Source organism: Salinicola salarius (assembly GCF_003206135.1).
Classification (GTDB): domain Bacteria; phylum Pseudomonadota; class Gammaproteobacteria; order Pseudomonadales; family Halomonadaceae; genus Salinicola; species Salinicola salarius.
Genome location: NZ_PZJT01000006.1, coordinates 383252 through 399751 on the forward strand (window position 1 = coordinate 383252; position 16500 = coordinate 399751).

General features: G+C 61.8%; 18 protein-coding genes. 5 read left to right on the forward strand and 13 right to left on the reverse strand.

What is annotated here, in order from left to right; genetic code table 11:
- Positions 1-9: 9 nt before the first annotated feature.
- From DOM32_RS08240 to rutA, 6 genes are all read right to left on the reverse strand, one after another.
- Positions 10-1524 carry an NCS1 family nucleobase:cation symporter-1 gene (locus DOM32_RS08240; RefSeq protein ID WP_110633120.1) on the reverse strand — a complete coding sequence of 505 codons (1515 nt, stop codon included), beginning with the start codon at positions 1522-1524 and terminating at the stop codon, positions 10-12.
- A gap of 69 nt (positions 1525-1593) precedes the next feature.
- Entirely contained in the window at positions 1594-2103 is a 510-nt protein-coding gene (locus tag DOM32_RS08245; protein ID WP_208625339.1) for a flavin reductase, read from the reverse strand.
- Between the two features lie 70 nt (positions 2104-2173).
- Positions 2174-2962 carry a pyrimidine utilization protein D gene (rutD, locus tag DOM32_RS08250; RefSeq protein ID WP_071230145.1) on the reverse strand — a complete coding sequence of 263 codons (789 nt, stop codon included), beginning with the start codon at positions 2960-2962 and terminating at the stop codon, positions 2174-2176.
- Between the two features lie 36 nt (positions 2963-2998).
- Positions 2999-3385, reverse strand: coding sequence for a pyrimidine utilization protein C (gene rutC / locus DOM32_RS08255; protein ID WP_071230144.1), 387 nt, complete (start codon positions 3383-3385; stop codon positions 2999-3001).
- 2 nt (positions 3386-3387) lie between these two features.
- Positions 3388-4173: a pyrimidine utilization protein B gene (gene rutB / locus DOM32_RS08260; RefSeq protein WP_110633123.1), complete on the reverse strand. Its 786-nt coding sequence runs from the start codon at positions 4171-4173 to the stop codon at positions 3388-3390.
- Positions 4170-5273 carry a pyrimidine utilization protein A gene (rutA, locus tag DOM32_RS08265; protein WP_110633126.1) on the reverse strand — a complete coding sequence of 368 codons (1104 nt, stop codon included), beginning with the start codon at positions 5271-5273 and terminating at the stop codon, positions 4170-4172. The genes rutB and rutA overlap by 4 nt, the downstream gene beginning before the upstream one ends.
- A 405-nt stretch (positions 5274-5678) precedes the next feature.
- Here rutA and rutR point away from each other — a divergent pair, with 405 nt between their 5' ends.
- On the forward strand, positions 5679-6335 hold the full coding sequence (rutR, locus tag DOM32_RS08270; RefSeq protein WP_110633129.1) for an HTH-type transcriptional regulator RutR: 657 nt from the start codon (positions 5679-5681) through the stop codon (positions 6333-6335).
- A 102-nt stretch (positions 6336-6437) separates the two neighbouring features.
- On the opposite strand, the gene DOM32_RS08275 is transcribed toward rutR, so the two are convergent.
- Positions 6438-7028 (reverse strand): malonic semialdehyde reductase, encoded by a 591-nt coding sequence (locus DOM32_RS08275; protein ID WP_071230140.1) that lies wholly within the window; start codon positions 7026-7028, stop codon positions 6438-6440.
- A gap of 277 nt (positions 7029-7305) precedes the next feature.
- Between DOM32_RS08275 and DOM32_RS08280 the strand changes: the two genes are divergently transcribed.
- From DOM32_RS08280 to DOM32_RS08295, 4 genes are all read left to right on the forward strand, one after another.
- On the forward strand, positions 7306-8349 hold the full coding sequence (locus DOM32_RS08280; RefSeq protein WP_071230139.1) for a methionine ABC transporter ATP-binding protein: 1044 nt from the start codon (positions 7306-7308) through the stop codon (positions 8347-8349).
- On the forward strand, positions 8330-8983 hold the full coding sequence (locus tag DOM32_RS08285) for a methionine ABC transporter permease (RefSeq protein WP_071230138.1): 654 nt from the start codon (positions 8330-8332) through the stop codon (positions 8981-8983). The genes DOM32_RS08280 and DOM32_RS08285 overlap by 20 nt, the downstream gene beginning before the upstream one ends.
- Positions 8984-9133: 150 nt before the next feature.
- Complete coding sequence (locus tag DOM32_RS08290) at positions 9134-9934, forward strand: MetQ/NlpA family ABC transporter substrate-binding protein (protein ID WP_110633132.1); 801 nt, start codon at positions 9134-9136, stop codon at positions 9932-9934.
- A 132-nt stretch (positions 9935-10066) separates the two neighbouring features.
- Positions 10067-10540, forward strand: a complete 474-nt coding sequence (locus DOM32_RS08295; RefSeq protein WP_071230136.1) for a GAF domain-containing protein — start codon at positions 10067-10069, stop codon at positions 10538-10540.
- 36 nt (positions 10541-10576) lie between these two features.
- On the opposite strand, the gene DOM32_RS08300 is transcribed toward DOM32_RS08295, so the two are convergent.
- From DOM32_RS08300 to DOM32_RS08325, 6 genes are all read right to left on the reverse strand, one after another.
- Positions 10577-11410, reverse strand: coding sequence for an HDOD domain-containing protein (locus DOM32_RS08300; protein ID WP_071230135.1), 834 nt, complete (start codon positions 11408-11410; stop codon positions 10577-10579).
- Between the two features lie 181 nt (positions 11411-11591).
- A complete protein-coding gene (locus DOM32_RS08305) occupies positions 11592-13268 on the reverse strand; it encodes an ABC transporter substrate-binding protein (protein WP_208625347.1) in 1677 nt (558 codons plus the stop codon).
- 157 nt (positions 13269-13425) lie between these two features.
- Positions 13426-13698, reverse strand: coding sequence for a DUF2160 domain-containing protein (locus DOM32_RS08310; protein WP_110633135.1), 273 nt, complete (start codon positions 13696-13698; stop codon positions 13426-13428).
- A gap of 29 nt (positions 13699-13727) precedes the next feature.
- Positions 13728-14528, reverse strand: coding sequence for a carbohydrate ABC transporter permease (locus DOM32_RS08315; protein ID WP_110633138.1), 801 nt, complete (start codon positions 14526-14528; stop codon positions 13728-13730).
- Between the two features lie 7 nt (positions 14529-14535).
- Positions 14536-15399 carry a carbohydrate ABC transporter permease gene (locus DOM32_RS08320; protein WP_110633141.1) on the reverse strand — a complete coding sequence of 288 codons (864 nt, stop codon included), beginning with the start codon at positions 15397-15399 and terminating at the stop codon, positions 14536-14538.
- Positions 15396-16499 carry an ABC transporter ATP-binding protein gene (locus DOM32_RS08325; protein ID WP_110633144.1) on the reverse strand — a complete coding sequence of 368 codons (1104 nt, stop codon included), beginning with the start codon at positions 16497-16499 and terminating at the stop codon, positions 15396-15398. Before DOM32_RS08325 ends, DOM32_RS08320 begins: the two co-directional genes overlap by 4 nt.
- Position 16500 lies beyond the last annotated feature (1 nt).

Sequence of the window (16500 nt, forward strand, 5' to 3'; positions counted from 1 at the left end):
CAACAGACCCTAACCAACCGTGGCAGAGTCCGCCGTGTGAATGTCATAAGGCGCATCGCGTGAATGATCCAGCGTCTTGCCGGCGACGTAGTAGACCACTGCGCCCAGCAGCGAGCCGGTAAACCAGCCATAGTCGTAGAACCACTGCCACAGCCCCGTGGTCAACGACATCAGCGTCAACGCCACCGGTACGCCGAAGGCGATGAAGCCGGCCACGTTGATTGCCGGGTAGCGTCCGTCATCGCGGTAGAGCGCGGCCACGTCCAGACGCTGACGCTTGATCAGAAAGTAGTCCACCGCCATGATCCCGGCGATCGGCCCCAGCAGGCTCGAGTAGCCCAGCAGCCAGTTGGAATAGAGACTCTCAAGCGTCACGTCGGAGACGATCACCCCCGCCTTCTGCAGCAGGTCATATCCCATCAGCAAGGTACCGACCAATCCGGTCAACAGCACGCCGCCCGTGCGATTGATCAACTTGGGGGCGAGGTTCTGGAAATCATTGGTCGGCGAAACGATATTACCCGCCGTATTGGTCGAGATCGTGGCGATCACGATCAATACCATGGCGACCGATACCCAGACGGGGCTATCGATGTGACCAATCAACGTGACTGGATCGGAGACGGTCTCACCTACCAGCGAAGCCGACGCCGCCGTCATCACCACCCCCAACGCGGCGAAGAAGAACATGGTCAGCGGAAGCCCGATGATCTGCCCGACGATCTGATCTTTCTGGCTCCTGGCGAAGCGGCTGAAATCCGGAATGTTCAGCGACAGAGTTGCCCAGAATCCGACCATCGCCGTGAGTCCCGAGAGAAAGTAGGTCGTTACCGACGCACTTTCCGGGCGCGACGGCGGCTGCGTCATCAACTCGCTCAGCGAAACGTGCGGCAGCGCCCATACCATCAACCCAATGGCGACGAGCAACAGCAACGGCGCCGACAGCGTCTCGAGCCACTTGATCGACTCCGCACCGCGAATCACCACCCAGAGATTCATCGCCGCGAAAATGAAGAAGCCGAGAACTTGTCCCCAGCCGTCCAGCGATTGCCACGGTGGCATGATCGCGGATAGCAGCAGATGAATCGCCAGGCCGCCGAACATCGTCTGGATGCCGAACCAGCCGCAACCGACCAGCGCGCGGATCAGGCAAGGAACGTTCGAACCGCGAATGCCGAATGACGAGCGCAGCACGACCGGGAACGGAATGCCGTAGCGGGTCCCGGGAAAGGCGTTCAACGTCAGCGGAATCAACAGAATCACGTTGGCCAGCAGAATCGCGACCAAGGCCTCGCCCACACTCAGCCCGAAATAGGCGGTGAGCACCCCACCCAAGGTGTAGGTCGGCACGCAGATCGAAAGTCCGACCCAGAGCGCGGCGATGTTCCATTTCGACCAGGTTCGCTCGCTGGCTGTCGTCGGCGCGATGTCTTGGTTAAAACAGGCGCTGTCGCGGACGTCGTCGCCGAGCGCAAGTTCGACCTTGCCGTCACGCTCGACCATGCGGGATGTAGAGATTGTCATTGTTTTACCCCCCACTCTTGTTTATTACGATGCGAGAAAAGACTCCCGCAGCCCGTGGCGCGGCGGCTTTCAACCGTTGGCGACCAGCCTGGGAAGTTGGTGATAGCGGCGGTCGAAGTAGAGCAGACACTGGCTCTCGTCACAGGTCGCCATCGACACGATCTCGCAGAACATCACCTCATGCGTGCCGACCCGCACACGCTGACTGATCCGACATTCGAAATGCGCCAACGCATCCGCCAGCACCGGCGCGCCGGTCTCTCGCGTCGTCCACTCGGCGTGGGCGAAGCGTTCCGCCATCGGCGTCTTGCCGCCGAAGGCGTTGGAGACATCCTGATGATCGGCGCTCAGGACGTTGACGCAGAGCGTTGAATTGTCCGCGAAGGCGAGATAGGCCGAAGCATTGCGATTGATGCAGACCAGCAGCGTCGGCGGCTCGTCGGTCACGCTGCACACGGCAGACGCCGTGAAGCCGGCGCGCCCACCGGGGCCATCGGTGGTTACCACGTTGACCGCGGCAGCCAGATGCGACATTGCCTCGCGAAACTCCGATGGCGAAACCGTACTTGGTGCTTCCATGGCATATTCAGGTTTTCGTAACGACGTCATCATGGAACCTTCCTCCTGTCTCTCAACGGTGACGATCACATCATCGGAGTGGTGATCGGATTGTCAGGAATCGCTCTACCGAAGCGTTGAACGCCGCCGGAACGGTCACCGTCAGGCCGTGCCCGCCATAGTCGAACATTTCCAGCCGTGCGTTGGGCAATGCCTCGGCAAGGTGCCGGGATTGCGTGTACGGGACCAGCAGATCGTCCCGCGAGGCAATCACCAGCGTGGGCGTATCGATCTCTCCTAGCCGAGCATCGACATCGAAGGCCGACAGTGCGCCGATTCTGGCCAGCACGTTCTGCTTTTCCGGGAAATGTTCGAGGGCATGGGCTTCTTCGATCAGTAGCCTGTCGTGATTGGCGGACAGCCAGTCGGCGGGATACAGGAACAGCGGCTGCGCGTGCAGATACGCTTCGACGCCGCTGTCCTGGAGCAGCGCCAGGCGTACCCGAAAACAGCGCTCGCTCTGGACGTCGACACGGCTCCAGGCGTTGATCACGACCAATCGATCGAGCCGGGCCGGCGCCAGCAGCGCCATCTGCAGCCCGACCAGCCCGCCAAGGGCATGCCCCATGAAATCGACGCGCTCGATGTCCAATCGGTCGAGCAGGGCCAGCGCCTCCTGCGCCATGTCATCGATCGCGTAACCGATCGGTAGCTCGGCCGGGCTCTTGCCTGTGCCGAGGTGGTCATAGATCACCACCCGGTGTGTCGTCTCCAGCGAAGCCAGCTGCGGCTCCCAGAAACGACCGGCGCCACCCAATCCCGCGGAGAGCAGAATCGTCGGGGCGTCGGGATCCGTGCGTCCCAGTATTTCGTAGTGCATTGACGAGATCCTCCCGGCAAAGCGTCAATCAACGACTCAGTGAGGCAAATGCGCGATCGAGGCGATCTCGATCAGCGCATCCGGCTTCACCAGCCCGCACTGGATGCAGTAACGGGCAGGCTTCTCGCCGGGAAAGAATTCCGCATAGACGGCGTTGATCGCCGCGTAGTCTTCCCAGTTGCGCAGGAAGATCGAGTTGAAGGTGACGTCATTCATGCTGCCACCAGCGGTCTCGACCACGCTCTGGATGATTTCCAGCACGTGGCGGGTCTGGGCGGCAGCGTCACCGACGTGAACCACGTTATTTTCCTTGTCGAACGGCAGCGTGCCGGAAACGTAAAGGATATTGTCGGCCTGGCTACCCGGGACGAACGGGGCCAGAGGCGCACCGGAACCGGCGGGGATCACACTTGTCTTGGGCATGATCACTCTCCTGCTGCTGATGAAGTCATGGATGAAGCGTGTGGCTGCCGGGCGTCGGTTCGAGCCGCGCAGGCATCCTCGAAAGCCTCGACGCTCGACACCCAGCCAAAGAAGGTTTCGATATTGAAGATGGCGCTGCTCTGCGCCGACGGCGGACCGGCTTGATAGGTCGCGTCCTCCAGCACGGTGCCGAAATACTCCAGGAAGAAGCCATCACGCAGCGTCGACTCGACGCACACGTTGGTGGCAATACCGGTGAACAGCAGGTGGTGGATACCCCGCGAACGCAGGATGCTGTCCAGCGCCGTGTTGAAGAACCCGCTATAGCGCGGCTTCGGCAGCACGATATCGTCAGGCTGAGGCTTCAAATCGTCGACCAGTGCGTAGTCCCAGGTCCCCTTGGCCAGTAGTTGCCCATGCAGTTCGGGGCGCTGACGCATGGTTTTGAGCGCGTTGGATTTATGCCAATTGGGAGACCCCGGGCCGCCGGCCTCGACGTACTCGGCATCCCAGCCATTCTGGAAGAAGATCACCTGGATACCCGCCGCGCGCGCCAGCTTGATCGCCTTGGCAATTCGCTCGATGATGGGCCCGGTGGTGGTGACATCGAAACCGGCCAGATCGAGATAGCCGCCCAGGGTGGCGTAGGCGTTCTGCATGTCGACGACGATCAATGCCGTCTCGGAGCACGGCATCGCGATCGCTTCCGGCCGACCGGCCAGCACGATCTCGTCGTTGGCGGAGACATCATCACGGCGGACCACCGGCGTCTGCTTGAGCCCGCTCATTCTGCCACCTCCGCCGTCTCGGCTGGTGCGTCGACAACCTCGACCCGGGTCTTCATCAGAGGCTGCACGCGCTCGCCGAAGATATCCAGTCCTGCCAGAAAGTCATCGAACGTCAGCATCACGCCGCCGATGCCCTCGACGGTATCGATCTCGTCGAGCATCCGCGCGACGTTGGCGTAGGAGCCGACCAGAGTCCCCATGTTGAAGTTGACCGCCGATGTCGGGTCGGTCATCTGGCGCACATTGGTATCCTTGCCCGAGCTCTTGTCCTGGCTGCCCTGGTCGGCCATCCAGTCGAGCGCCTCCTGATCGGCGCCGGCCTTGTAGTGTTCCCAGCGCGCCATCGCGGCTTCGTCGGTCTCGTCGGCGACCACCATGAATAGCACGTAGCAAGCGATATCGCGTCCGGATTCCCTGCCCGCCGCGTTGAGACGCTCGGCGGTATCGGCAAACGCCGTCGGCGTATTCAGCCCCTTGCCGAAGCAGAAGCTGTAGTCGGCGTGCTTGGCGGTGAAGGCCATGCCGGCACTCGACTGGCCGGCGCAGACGATCTTGACGCCCTGTTCGGGGCGCGGACTCAGGCGACAGTCGTCCATCTGGAAAAAGTCGCCCTTCAGATCGCTGCGCCCCGTCTCCAGCAGATCCCGCAGCACTGTGGTGTACTCATCGAGGTAGGCGTAGCGCTTGGCAAAGTACTCGTCTCCCGGCCACATCCCCATCTGGCTGTATTCCGGTTTCTGCCAGCCGGTCACCAGATTGATGCCAAAACGCCCCGGCGCAATCGAGTCGATGGTCGCCGCCATGCGCGCGGTAATCGCCGGCGGCATCACCAACGTCGCCGCGGTAGCGTAGAGATTGATCTTCGAGGTCACGGCCGCCAGCCCTGCCATCAGAGTGAAGGACTCCAGCGCGTGCTCCCAGAACTCGGTCTTGCCGCCGAAGCCGCGCAACTTGATCATCGACAGCACGAACTCGAAGCCGTAGCTTTCGGCCTTCTGGGTCACAGCCTTGTTGAGTTCGAAGGTCGGCATGTACTGCGGCGCGTTTTCGGAAATCAGCCAGCCGTTGTTACCGATAGGGATAAAGACACCTAGTTGCATGAGTCACCTCGTCATTCGGCTCTCATTATCGAGATTTGCCGCCGGCCTCTGTCGGCCCCGACACCTGACAATCCCTTTACAACAGACGTGCCAACGCGTCGTACCGTATCCGTTTTCAATGACTTGGGACGCGACGCAACCAGACTGTCAGACCATTTGGTCCAACCAGAAAGAAAAGTCGCTCAGCAATGACGCAAGGAATGGCACGTTCGCGCAATTTCGGTGCGCAGCGAGGCTCGTCGCTGACCGAGTCGTTGACCGAGTCGTTGACCGAGGTCGATGGCGCCAGGCCCGAACCGACGTGGTAAAGTGCCAGCGAATGTTATCGACCTGTAATGGCCACGGCTCGATGCCTTTGGGTAGAGAATTGGCACGCCATTCAGGTCTTTACCAACCAGGATGTCCATGACGCCACTCACGCCTAGCGCCGCCGTCTCCCCTGGCCGCGCCGCTGCCAGTGAAGCCCGCAAGCAACGTATTCGAGATGCGGCGCTATCGCTGTTTTCCCAGTTCGGTCTGCGCGGGGCCAGCCTGGACGCCATCGCTAATCAGGCGGGCGTCTCCAAGACCAATCTGCTCTATTACTTTCCTTCCAAGGAAAAGCTCTACATCTCGGTCTTGCAGCAAATCCTGAATACCTGGCTGGAACCGATACGCGCCATCGATGCCGACCAGTCCCCGGAAGCGGCCATCAATCACTACATTCGTATCAAGGTCGAGCTGTCGAGGGATCATGTGCAGGCGTCGCGGCTCTTCTGCCTGGAGATGATCCAGGGCGCGCCACTGCTGAAGGAAGAACTACATAGTGATCTGCGCGCGCTGGTAGAGGAAAAATCGAAAGTCATCGAAGGCTGGATAGCGCACGGCAGCTTACTGCCGGTCGACCCGCATCATCTGATCTATCTGCTCTGGGGCACCACGCAGCATTACGCCGATTTTGCCGTACAGATCGAAGCGATCTCCGGCAAGACGCTGGCTGATCCCGAGTTCTTCGAAGCCACGGTCGACAATATTCAGCGCATCGTGCTGGGCGGCTTGCTGCCGCGGCCGAAGGAGTCCTGAAGCGGCTTCGGCGGCACTTTGGTGGCTGCGATAAAACCCGCCCGACGGAACTGACCGAGCGGGGGGTTCTACACGGCAAAGTCGATCGTTTGGTCCGTTGGCTCAAGCCAGTTGGCAAGCTTCTTCGAATGCCAGGCGCGGCAGACGCGGCTTGACGCCGGAAACGTCACCATAACCCAGATTGACCAGCAGGTTGGTCGTCCAATCGGTACCGGCGAAAAACGCTTCATCCAGTGCCTTGGCATCGAAGCCGGACATCGGCCCGGTATCCAGCCCCATTGCCCGCGCCGCCAGGATCAGATAGCCGGCCTGCATCGAACTGTTGCGTAGCGCCGTCTGCTCGGCGAAGGCTTCGCTCCCGGTGAACCAGCTGCGCGCATCGGTGTGCGGGAACAGCGTCGGCAACTGATCATAGAAGCGCTTGTCGTAGGCCACGATAACCGTGCAGGGAGCCGTCGCCGTCTTTTCGGCGTTACCGGAAGAGACGCACGGCAGCAATTTGTCCTTTCCCGCCGCCGAGCGAACGAAAACGAAGCGCGCCGGGCAGCAGTTGGCCGAGGTCGGTCCCATCTTGACCAGCTCGTAGAGCTTGCGCAGAGTCTCCTCGCTAATTTCCCGCGATTGCCAGGCATTATGGGTATGCGCTTCCAGAAAGAGCTGGTTCAGGGCCTGATCATCGAGTGACGGCAGCATCGACTTTCTCCTTGTTGTCTTTCAAAAGTGTCTTGAAACAGAGTCTTGAGCCTTTGAGGCAGAGAGTTGTCACTGAGAGCGAAAACTGTGTGGCGGCAAGCCGGCCGCCGTCGCTTACGGTATCTCGCGACCGATGCCGACGCCAGCGGTCGCTCTGGTCCGGCGAGATCCGTATACTAGCGCCCTCATCGAAGCGGGGCTGGCGCCGGCAGTCCCTATGGCGCGAGACACCCTACCCGCTCTCCCGATTCCCAGACAGACGCTTTCGACACGCCTAATGATCACTCTGGACAACGTCTCCAAAACCTACGGCAGCGGGCCCGGTGCCGTGCAGGCGCTGAAAGATATCGACCTGCAGGTGCCCAAAGGCACGATTCACGGCGTCATCGGCCTCTCCGGCGCTGGCAAGTCGACGCTCATTCGCTGCGTCAACCTGCTCGAGCGCCCGAGCGCCGGCCGGGTTCTCATCGATGGAGAGGATCTGACCGCGATGGATGCCGCCGCGCTGCGCCAGGCACGCCATCAATGCGGCATGATCTTTCAGCACTTCAATCTGCTGACCAACCGCACCGTCTACGACAATGTCGCCCTGCCGCTCGAACTGATGGGCCAGTCGCGCCAGACCATTCGCGAGCGCGTCCTTCCGCTGCTGGAGATGACCGGGCTCGCGGACAAGACGAAACAGTATCCGGCCCAGCTTTCCGGCGGGCAGAAGCAGCGCGTGGCGATCGCCCGCGCGCTGGCCAGCCGCCCCAAGGTGCTGCTGTGCGACGAAGCCACATCGGCACTCGACCCGCAGACGACCGCCTCGATCCTGACGCTGCTGCAGGAGATCAACCGGCAGCTGGGGCTGACCATCCTGCTGATCACCCACGAAATGGAGGTGGTGAAGACCATCTGCCATCGCGTGGGGCTGATTTCCGATGGCCGCCTAGTCGAAGACGCCGATGTCGGCGACTTCTTCACGGCGCCGGGTACGCAACTGGGACGGGAGTTTCTGAACGACTTCCTCAAGCTGGAAGCGCCCCAGGCGCTGATCGAGCGGCTCGAACCCGAGCCCAGCGAAACCACCCATCCCGTGGTGCGGCTGACCTTCTCCGGCGACAGCGTGTCCACTCCGCTGATCTCGCGCCTGGCCCGGGAACACGGCATTGATGTCAGCATCCTCCAGGCCAAGGTCGAATCCATTCAGGGGCGTACGCTCGGCCTGATGATCGCCGAACTGATGGGCAGTGCTTCGCAGACACGGCAGGCACTGACGACGCTCGAATCCTTTGATCTGCAAGTGGAGGTAATGGGTCATGTCCAGCGCACTGATTGATCTCGTCTGGCAGTCCACGCTGGAAACGCTCTACATGGTCGCCGTCGCCGGCATTCTGTCGGCGCTGGCAGGCGTCCCCCTCGGCGTGCTGCTGTATGTGACCCGGCCGCGCCAGATCCTCGCTCAGCCGGCCGTCAACACGATACTCGGCATCGTCACCAACGTCGGGCGCTCGGTGCCGTTCATCATCCTGCTGGTGGCGATCATTCCGTTCACCCGCATGATCGTCGGCAGTTCCATCGGAACCAATGCCGCCGCCGTGCCGCTGACGATCGCCGCGATTCCGTTCGTCGCCCGGCTGGTCGAAGGCGCGCTTAACGAAGTCTCTCCCGGCCTGGTCGAAGCCGCCCAGTCGATGGGCGCGACGCCGATGCAGATCATCATGAAGGTCCTGCTGCCGGAGGCGCGTGGCGGCATCATCAACGGCCTGACGATCACCATCGTCGCCCTGGTCAGCTACTCCGCCATGGCGGGCGCCGTGGGCGGTGGCGGGCTCGGCGACCTGGGCATCCGCTACGGCTACAACCGCTTCAACCCGACCGTGATGCTGATCACCGTGGTGGTGCTGGTCGTGATGGTGCAGTTGTTTCAGAGCCTGGGTGACTATCTGGTGCGCAAGAGCGATCACAAGTGAAGGGCTTGCGCAGAGCGGATTAGACTAATAACCAGAATGAATTACCGTGATCGCCGTTATTCCGTTATATTTCGGCGGTCATGAGGCGCCACAAGAGCGCCATCGTCGTTTCCGATTGCATTGCCACATCTTTCAGGGAGAATCTCGCCAATGCCGATTTCACTGACACGTACACTGAGTGCCGCCGCGCTGAGCCTGGGGCTGGCCGTCGGCACTGCGCACGCCGCCGACGATACCATCAAGGTCGGCACCATGGCCGGTCCGGAGACCGATGTCATGCAGGTGGCCAAGCAGGTCGCCAAGGAAAAGTACGGCCTCGATGTCGAGATCGTCGAGTTCACCGACTACGTCACGCCCAATGCGGCGCTCGCCGATGGCAGCCTGGACGCCAATGCCTATCAGCACGAGCCCTACATGCGCTCGATGGTCAACGACCGCGGCTATGATTTCGCCATTGCCGGCAAGACGTTCGTCTATCCGATCGGCGCCTATTCCGCCAAGTACGACAGCATCGACGATCTGCCCGACGGTGCGACCATCGCCGTACCCAACGATCCGACCAACGAAGGTCGCGCGCTGATCCTGTTGGACAACCTCGGACTGATCACGCTCGACGATCCGAAAAACCTGGAAGCGACGCCGATCAACATCACCGAGAATCCGCACGATTATTCGTTCAAGGAGATCGAGGCCGCCCAGATGCCGCGCGTGCTACAGGACGTCGACCTGGCCTTCATCAACAGCACCTTCACGCAGCCCGCCGGTCTGACGCTGGATGATGCGCTGATCAAGGAAGGCCCGGACTCCCCCTACGTCAACCTGATCGTGGTGCGTGGCGGCGACCAGGACCGCGAAGCGATTCAGGAACTGGTCAAGGCCTACCAGTCGGACGCCGTCGCCGACAAGGCCAAAGCGCTGTTCGAAGGTGGCGCCGTTCCCGGCTGGAAGTAAGCCGGTCGCCAGACACCGGTCGGCGAATCCGCTGGCCGGTTCTCGCCAGCCACCGTAGCGAATCGGAAACCAGCGCCCCAGGGCGCTGGTTTCTGGTTTCGACACCCTGTTCACGTGACAAGGAAACCCGTGATGACCGACTACGATTCCCTCGAACGCCAGTTGAAAGCCCTGCTCGATACTCGCGACTGGTTGACCAACGCCGCCCAGACCAGCGCCTTTTTGACGCAGACGCTAGGCGAGTTGAACTGGGTCGGCTTCTATCTCCAGCGCCAACCCGAGACACTGGTTCTCGGCCCATTCCAGGGCTTGCCGGCCTGCAATCCGATTCCGTTTTCCAAGGGCGTCTGCGGCGCCGCGGCCCGCTCGCGCCAGACCCAGCGCGTCGACGACGTCCATGCGGTGCCGGATCATATCGCCTGCGATGCGGCGTCGCGTTCCGAACTGGTCGTGCCGATCGTCGTCGGTGACAAGGTATGGGGCGTGCTGGACATCGACAGCCCCGTTCCTGCACGTTTCAGCGCCGAGGATCAGGCCGGTATCGAACGCCTGTGCCGCGTATTCACCGAGGCCAGCGATCTGAACGCCAATGCCTCGATCGTCTGATCGCCCCTCCACGGGGCGCGTACGGCGACTCAGGGCTCAATCCAGGAAAACGTCCAGTTCGTTATCCGTGCGCATGACCTGCAGGATCTCCTCGTAAAGCGAAAGCAGATCCAGTGCGAGCGGCCGACGAACGTCCCGCGGCATCTCGCCCAGGGCATGCTCTTCACGCCGTCCATTGGCGATATTGTGATAGAGGCCGATGGCCAGATGAACGACGGCGGCGTACGCCGAGAACGGCACGGATTCCAGCGGCTTGCCCTGATAGGTCAGCGCGTTGCAGATGGCCTCGGGAAAGCGCCACCGACGCCCCAGTTCGGCCCCTACCTCGCAGAAGGTATAACCGAACTGATCGGCCTCCAGTTCGGCTCGCGGCGCGCCCTCTGCGACCAGCGCGTCGATCCGCCGCATGGTTTCGGGGTGGCCGATGTGCATCAACGCCGACCCCACATGATGCAGAATGCCACAGGTGAAAGCGGTCTCCGGCACCAGGTCTTGCAACTGGCTATGCCGCACGATCGTACGGCTGAGATTGGCAACCATGAACGACTCGTGCCAGAACGCCTGACGGTCGAGACCGGGCACTTCCTTGAGCAAACCGACCATGCCAGAGGCGATGACCAGCATGCGCACGCGATCGAAGCCCAGCAACAACAAGGCATCGTCGATCGTCGCCACGTTTCGTCCCATGCCGTATCGCACGGAATTGGCGGAGCGCAACAACTTCAGACTCAGGTTGGGGTCTTTATGAATCGTGGTCGAGACGCGGTGAATACTGATCTTGTCGTTATCCAGACTGGCGATCAACTCGGTGACCACGGCGGGCACGCTGGGTAACTGATGAATATGCTCGAACAACGAATTCAGTGACATGTTCTACTCCTGCTGTCCCTCCATGGTATCTATCACCCGGTCAAAAGTCGTGAGGTCAGGCGCACAATAGCGCCGCTGCGGGCGAAAGCGGAGCAAAAGAATCCCGCCGGACAACCGGCGGGAAGGTCATCGCCCAGGCGACGCGAACATCTCGAGTTGCAGCCTCGGGCCGAGGAATCGCTCAGCTTTCCTGCCAGGACTTCACCATCTCGTCATACGGAACGGTCTTGCCCTGCGGCTTTTCGTTATCGAGCTTGGGCTTGGGCGCGCCGGGCTGGTCCAGCCAGTACTGGGCATCACGTGGCTCGTTGAGTTTCGGCCCGCACTGCGGCTGGACGTTGGCGCGCTCCAGGCGCTCCATGATTCGATCCTGCGCATCCGCCAGACCGTCCAGCGCTTCCTGGGCACTGGTCTCGCCGCTGACAGCGCGGGAGATGAACTGCCACCACAGCTGCGCCAGCTTGGGATAGTCCGGCACGTTGGTTCCGGTCGGCGACCACTGCAGCCGCGCCGGGCTACGATAGAACTCGACCAGCCCGCCCAGCTTGGGCGCGGCTTCGGTCATCGCGTCGGACTGGATGTCGGACTCGCGAATCGGCGTCAGCCCCACCAGCGTCTTCTGAAGAGAAACCGTCTTCGACGTCACGAACTGCGCGTAGAGCCAGGCGGCGAGACGGTTCTTCTCGGGCGTCGACTCCATGAAGGTCCAGGACCCCACGTCCTGATAGCCCTTCTTCATGCCGTCTTCCCAGTAAGGGCCCACCGGTGACGGCGCCATGCGCCATTTGGGCGTGCCGTCTTCGTTGACCACCGGCAGGCCTGGCTGTGTCATGTCGGCGGTGAAGCCGGTGTACCAGAAGATCTGCTGCGCGACATTGCCCTGCGCCGGCACCGGCCCCGCTTCGGAGAACGTCATGCCCTGCGCTTCCGGCGGCGCATAGGCGTGCAGCCAGTCGATGTACTTCTGGGTCGCGAAGACCGCTGCCGGGCCGTTGGTCGCGCCGCCACGAGTAACGTTCGAGCCCACCGGATGGCACTGCTCGACGCGAATCCCCCATTCGTCGACCGGCAGACCGTTGGGAATGCCCTTGTCGCCCGCTCCCGCCATCGAGAACCAGGCATCGGTGAAGCGCCAGCCCAGCGAGGGATCCTTCTTGCCGTAGTCCATGTGGCCGTAGACGCGTACGCCGTCGATATCGTGGACATCGTTGGTGAAGAAGTCGGCGATATCCTCGTAGGCAGACCAGTTCACCGGCACGCCCAGCTCGTAGCCGTACTTCTCCTTGAATTGCTGCTTGATCTCCGGATCATCGAACCAGTCGGCGCGGAACCAGTAGAGATTGGCGAACTGCTGATCGGGAAGCTGGTAGACCTTGCCGTCAGGCCCCGTGGTGAACGAGAGCCCGATGAAGTCGTCGAGATCCAGCGTCGGCGACGTGACCTCGGCCCCGTCGCCCTCGATCATGTCGGAGATTGGCACCACCTTGCCGTAGCGCGCGTGGGTGCCGATCAGGTCCGAATCGTTGACATAGGCATCGTAGATATTGCGGCCGGACTGCATCTGCGTCTGCAGCTTCTCGATCACGTCCCCTTCCTGAACCAGATCGTGGGTCAGTTGGATACCGGTAATCTCGCTGAACGCCCGGGCCAGCACTTCGGATTCGTATTTATGGGTCGTGAGCGTTTCCGAAACCACATTGATCTGCATGCCGCGATACGGCTTGGCGGCATCGATGAACCACTGCATTTCAGCCATCTGCTGCTCGGGCGTGAGCGTCGAGGTCTCGAACTCGTCGTCCAGCCAGCGTTTGGCGGCGTCCTGGTACTGATCGGCAACCGCGACTCCCGATACGGCCATCAGCCCCGCGAGACAGACCCCGACGCCAATGCCCAGCGGCATTCGGCGAAACGATTTGGCGTGCTTGATATCGAACATAGCGTTAACCCCCGTTTGTTATCCTTCGCTTTTCCTGCCGTGGCGCTATCCGATGCAGATAATGGTTCCGGTCGGTGCGTTACCCCCATTTCATGATGATTGCCATTCCTGCCACGCAGATCGCCGTCGCGATCCAGAGCGGCCAGTCGGTCAATGCCAACACCAGCAGATGCACGTATGCCGATGCCAGCAGGCCGATGAACAGCCGGTCGCCGCGCGATGTGGCCAACGGCAGGAACCCTTTGCGCTCGCGCCCGGGCGATACGGTCTGCCAGACCGTCATCGCCACCAGCATCAGCGCGATCGCCGAAAAGAACAGTGCCGTCGGTAGTGTCCAGGCCATCCAGCCCATGATGATCTCCTCCCTTTCCGGCAAGCCGATCAGACGCGGCCCAGGGCAAAGCCCTTGGCGACGTGATTGCGCACGAAATAGATCACGGCGATGCCGGGCAGCAGTGCCACCACCCCGGCTGCCGCCAGCACGCCCCAGTCGATGCCGGATGCCGATACCGTGCGGGTCATCTGCGACACGATCGGCTTGGCGTCGACCGAAGTCAGGGTCCGCGCCAGCAGCAGCTCCACCCACGAGAACATGAAGCAGAAAAATGCGGTGACACCGATGCCGGGCCGAATCATCGGCAAGAAGATGCGGACGAAGAACTTGGGAAAGGTATAGCCGTCGATATAAGCCGTTTCGTCGATCTCCTTGGGCACCGACGACATGAAGCCCTCGAGAATCCACACCGCTAGCGGCACGTTGAACAGGCAGTGCGCCAGCGCCACGGCGATCGGCGTATCGAACAGCCCCACCGCCGAATAGAGCTGGAAGAACGGCAGCAGGAACACCGCCGGCGGCGCCATCCGGTTGGTCAACAGCCAGAAGAACATGTGCTTGTCGCCAAGAAAGCGGTAGCGCGAGAACGCATAGGCGGCCGGCAGCGCCACCAGCAGCGAAATCAGCATGTTCATCGACACGTAGCTGAGGGAATTGAGATAGCTCGCGTACCAGGTCGGCTCGGTGAAGATGACTCGGTAATTGTCCAGAGTCGGCGCCGCCGGCCACAGGGTGAGGCCGCCGAGAATTTCCCGGTTCGACTTCAACGACATGTTGACGAGCCAGTAGATCGGCACCAGCACGAACAGCAGATAGACCAGCATCACCAGGCTTTTACGCAATCTCATGGCGGCGTCATCCCTTATTGTCGTTATGCGTCATGGCGGTATAGAACACCCAGGTCACCAGCAAGATGATCAGGAAATAGATCAGCGAAAACGCCGCGGCCCGGCCCAGGTCGAACTGGCCCAGCGCCATCTGGGTCAGGGTCTGGCTCAGGAACGTCGTCGCCGTGCCCGGCCCGCCGCCGGTGAGCACGAACGGCTCGGTGTAGATCATGAAGCTGTCCATGAAGCGCAGCATCACCGCGATCAGCAGCACGTTCTTGAGCTTCGGCAGCTGGATGTAGCGGAACACCGCCCAGGACGAGGCGCGATCGATCCGCGCCGCCTGGTAGTAGACGTCCGGAATCGAACGCAGCCCGGAGTAGCACAGCAGCGCGACCAGCGACGTCCAGTGCCAGACATCCATCACCAGCACCGTCGCCCAGGCATCCCGCGGGTTGGAGGCGTAGTTGTAGTCGAGCCCGAGGCTGTTGAGGATCCAGCCATAGAGGCCGATATCCTCCCGGCCGATGATCTGCCAGATCGTCCCCACCACGTTCCACGGCACCAGCAGCGGCAGTGACAGCAGGATCAGGCTGACCGGCACGCCCAGCCCCCGCCTCGGCATGGACAGCGCGACGATGATGCCCAGCGGCACCTCGATGGCCAGCACGCAGAACGAGTAGACGAACTGTCGCATCAGCGAATCGTGCAGCCTCGGATCCGCCAGAATCTCCCGATACCACTCCGTCCCCACGAAATAGCGCGTGCTCGGGTCGAAGATGTCCTGCACGGAGTAGTTGACCACCGTCATCATCGGAATGATGGCGCTGAACGCCACCAGCACGAAGACGGGCAGCACCAGCCACCAGGCCTTGTTGTTGTAGGGTTTCATGGCGCGATCTCCACCAGCCGGTCATCACGATAGAAGCGCTGCCAGGCCGCCGGAAATGCCAGCCCGACACGCCCTTCCGGTACGGGCTCCTCTTCCCCCAGCCGCGCCTTGATCACGGGCGCCGACGGCGTGTCGAGACGCACATCGACGATCTTGAAGGTGCCCTGGTCCTGGACCAGATCCACCTGGCCGTGCAGCGTCGACGCCTCGGGAGCGACGAGCTGCACGAACTCCGGCCGGATGCCAAGCTGCAGACGCCCTTCGCCCCCTCGGCGCAGCTGCGCGACGACCGATTCATCCACCGGCAGCGTTCGCCTCTCGAGCTCGACCCCTGACGAGCCCAGCACGATGTCGAGCAGGTTCATGCCGGGGCTGCCGATGAAGTAGCCGACAAAGGTATGTTGCGGATTCTCGAACAGCTCCCGCGGGGTGCCGAACTGGACGATCTGGCCCTGATACATCACCGCGATCTTGTCGGCGAAGGTGGAAGCCTCAAGTTGATCGTGGGTGACGTAGACCATCGTCACGTTGAAACGCTGATGGATCTCCTTGAGCTTGCGCCGCAGCCGCCACTTCAGCTGCGGATCGATCACCGTCAGCGGTTCGTCGAACAGGATCGCCGCCACGTCGTCGCGCACCAGACCGCGCCCCATCGACACCTTCTGCTTCTCGTCGGCGGTCAGATTGTGCGCCTTGCGGCTCAACAGCGGCTCGATCTCCAGCGCCTCGGCCACCTCGCGCACACGCAGGTCGATGCGGTCACGGGAAAGGCCCTGGTTGCGTAGCGGAAACGCCAGGTTGTCGAACACCGTCATGGTGTCGTAGACCACCGGGAACTGGAAAACCTGGGCAATGTTGCGCTGCTGCGGGCTGAGGTCGTTGACCGACTTGCCGTCGTAGAGCACCCGCCCCTCGGATGGCACCAACAGCCCGGAGATGATGTTGAGCAGCGTGCTCTTGCCGCAGCCCGAAGGGCCCAGCAAGGCATAGGCCCCGCCCTGCTCCCAGACGTGATCCATCTGCCTCAGCGCGTAATCGGCCGGCTTCGAAGGGGTGCCGTGATAGCTGTGCGCCAATTGCTCCAAGCGAATTTCCGCCATC

Excerpts from the sequence above, each read along its gene's own strand:
- DOM32_RS08285 (WP_071230138.1), top strand. The coding sequence starts at position 8,330 with ATGTCCAGCGCACTGATTGATCTCGTCTGGCAGTCCACGCTGGAAACG.
- rutC (WP_071230144.1), bottom strand. The coding sequence starts at position 3,385 with ATGCCCAAGACAAGTGTGATCCCCGCCGGTTCCGGTGCGCCTCTGGCC.
- DOM32_RS08300 (WP_071230135.1), bottom strand. The coding sequence starts at position 11,410 with ATGTCACTGAATTCGTTGTTCGAGCATATTCATCAGTTACCCAGCGTG.
- DOM32_RS08315 (WP_110633138.1), bottom strand. The coding sequence starts at position 14,528 with ATGAGATTGCGTAAAAGCCTGGTGATGCTGGTCTATCTGCTGTTCGTG.
- DOM32_RS08295 (WP_071230136.1), top strand. The coding sequence starts at position 10,067 with ATGACCGACTACGATTCCCTCGAACGCCAGTTGAAAGCCCTGCTCGAT.
- DOM32_RS08290 (WP_110633132.1), top strand. The coding sequence starts at position 9,134 with ATGCCGATTTCACTGACACGTACACTGAGTGCCGCCGCGCTGAGCCTG.
- rutR (WP_110633129.1), top strand. The coding sequence starts at position 5,679 with ATGACGCCACTCACGCCTAGCGCCGCCGTCTCCCCTGGCCGCGCCGCT.
- DOM32_RS08325 (WP_110633144.1), bottom strand. The coding sequence starts at position 16,499 with ATGGCGGAAATTCGCTTGGAGCAATTGGCGCACAGCTATCACGGCACC.
- rutD (WP_071230145.1), bottom strand. The coding sequence starts at position 2,962 with ATGCACTACGAAATACTGGGACGCACGGATCCCGACGCCCCGACGATT.
- DOM32_RS08310 (WP_110633135.1), bottom strand. The coding sequence starts at position 13,698 with ATGGGCTGGATGGCCTGGACACTACCGACGGCACTGTTCTTTTCGGCG.
- DOM32_RS08320 (WP_110633141.1), bottom strand. The coding sequence starts at position 15,399 with ATGAAACCCTACAACAACAAGGCCTGGTGGCTGGTGCTGCCCGTCTTC.
- DOM32_RS08305 (WP_208625347.1), bottom strand. The coding sequence starts at position 13,268 with ATGGCCGTATCGGGAGTCGCGGTTGCCGATCAGTACCAGGACGCCGCC.
- DOM32_RS08280 (WP_071230139.1), top strand. The coding sequence starts at position 7,306 with ATGATCACTCTGGACAACGTCTCCAAAACCTACGGCAGCGGGCCCGGT.
- DOM32_RS08275 (WP_071230140.1), bottom strand. The coding sequence starts at position 7,028 with ATGCTGCCGTCACTCGATGATCAGGCCCTGAACCAGCTCTTTCTGGAA.
- DOM32_RS08240 (WP_110633120.1), bottom strand. The coding sequence starts at position 1,524 with ATGACAATCTCTACATCCCGCATGGTCGAGCGTGACGGCAAGGTCGAA.
- DOM32_RS08245 (WP_208625339.1), bottom strand. The coding sequence starts at position 2,103 with ATGGAAGCACCAAGTACGGTTTCGCCATCGGAGTTTCGCGAGGCAATG.
- rutB (WP_110633123.1), bottom strand. The coding sequence starts at position 4,173 with ATGAGCGGGCTCAAGCAGACGCCGGTGGTCCGCCGTGATGATGTCTCC.
- rutA (WP_110633126.1), bottom strand. The coding sequence starts at position 5,273 with ATGCAACTAGGTGTCTTTATCCCTATCGGTAACAACGGCTGGCTGATT.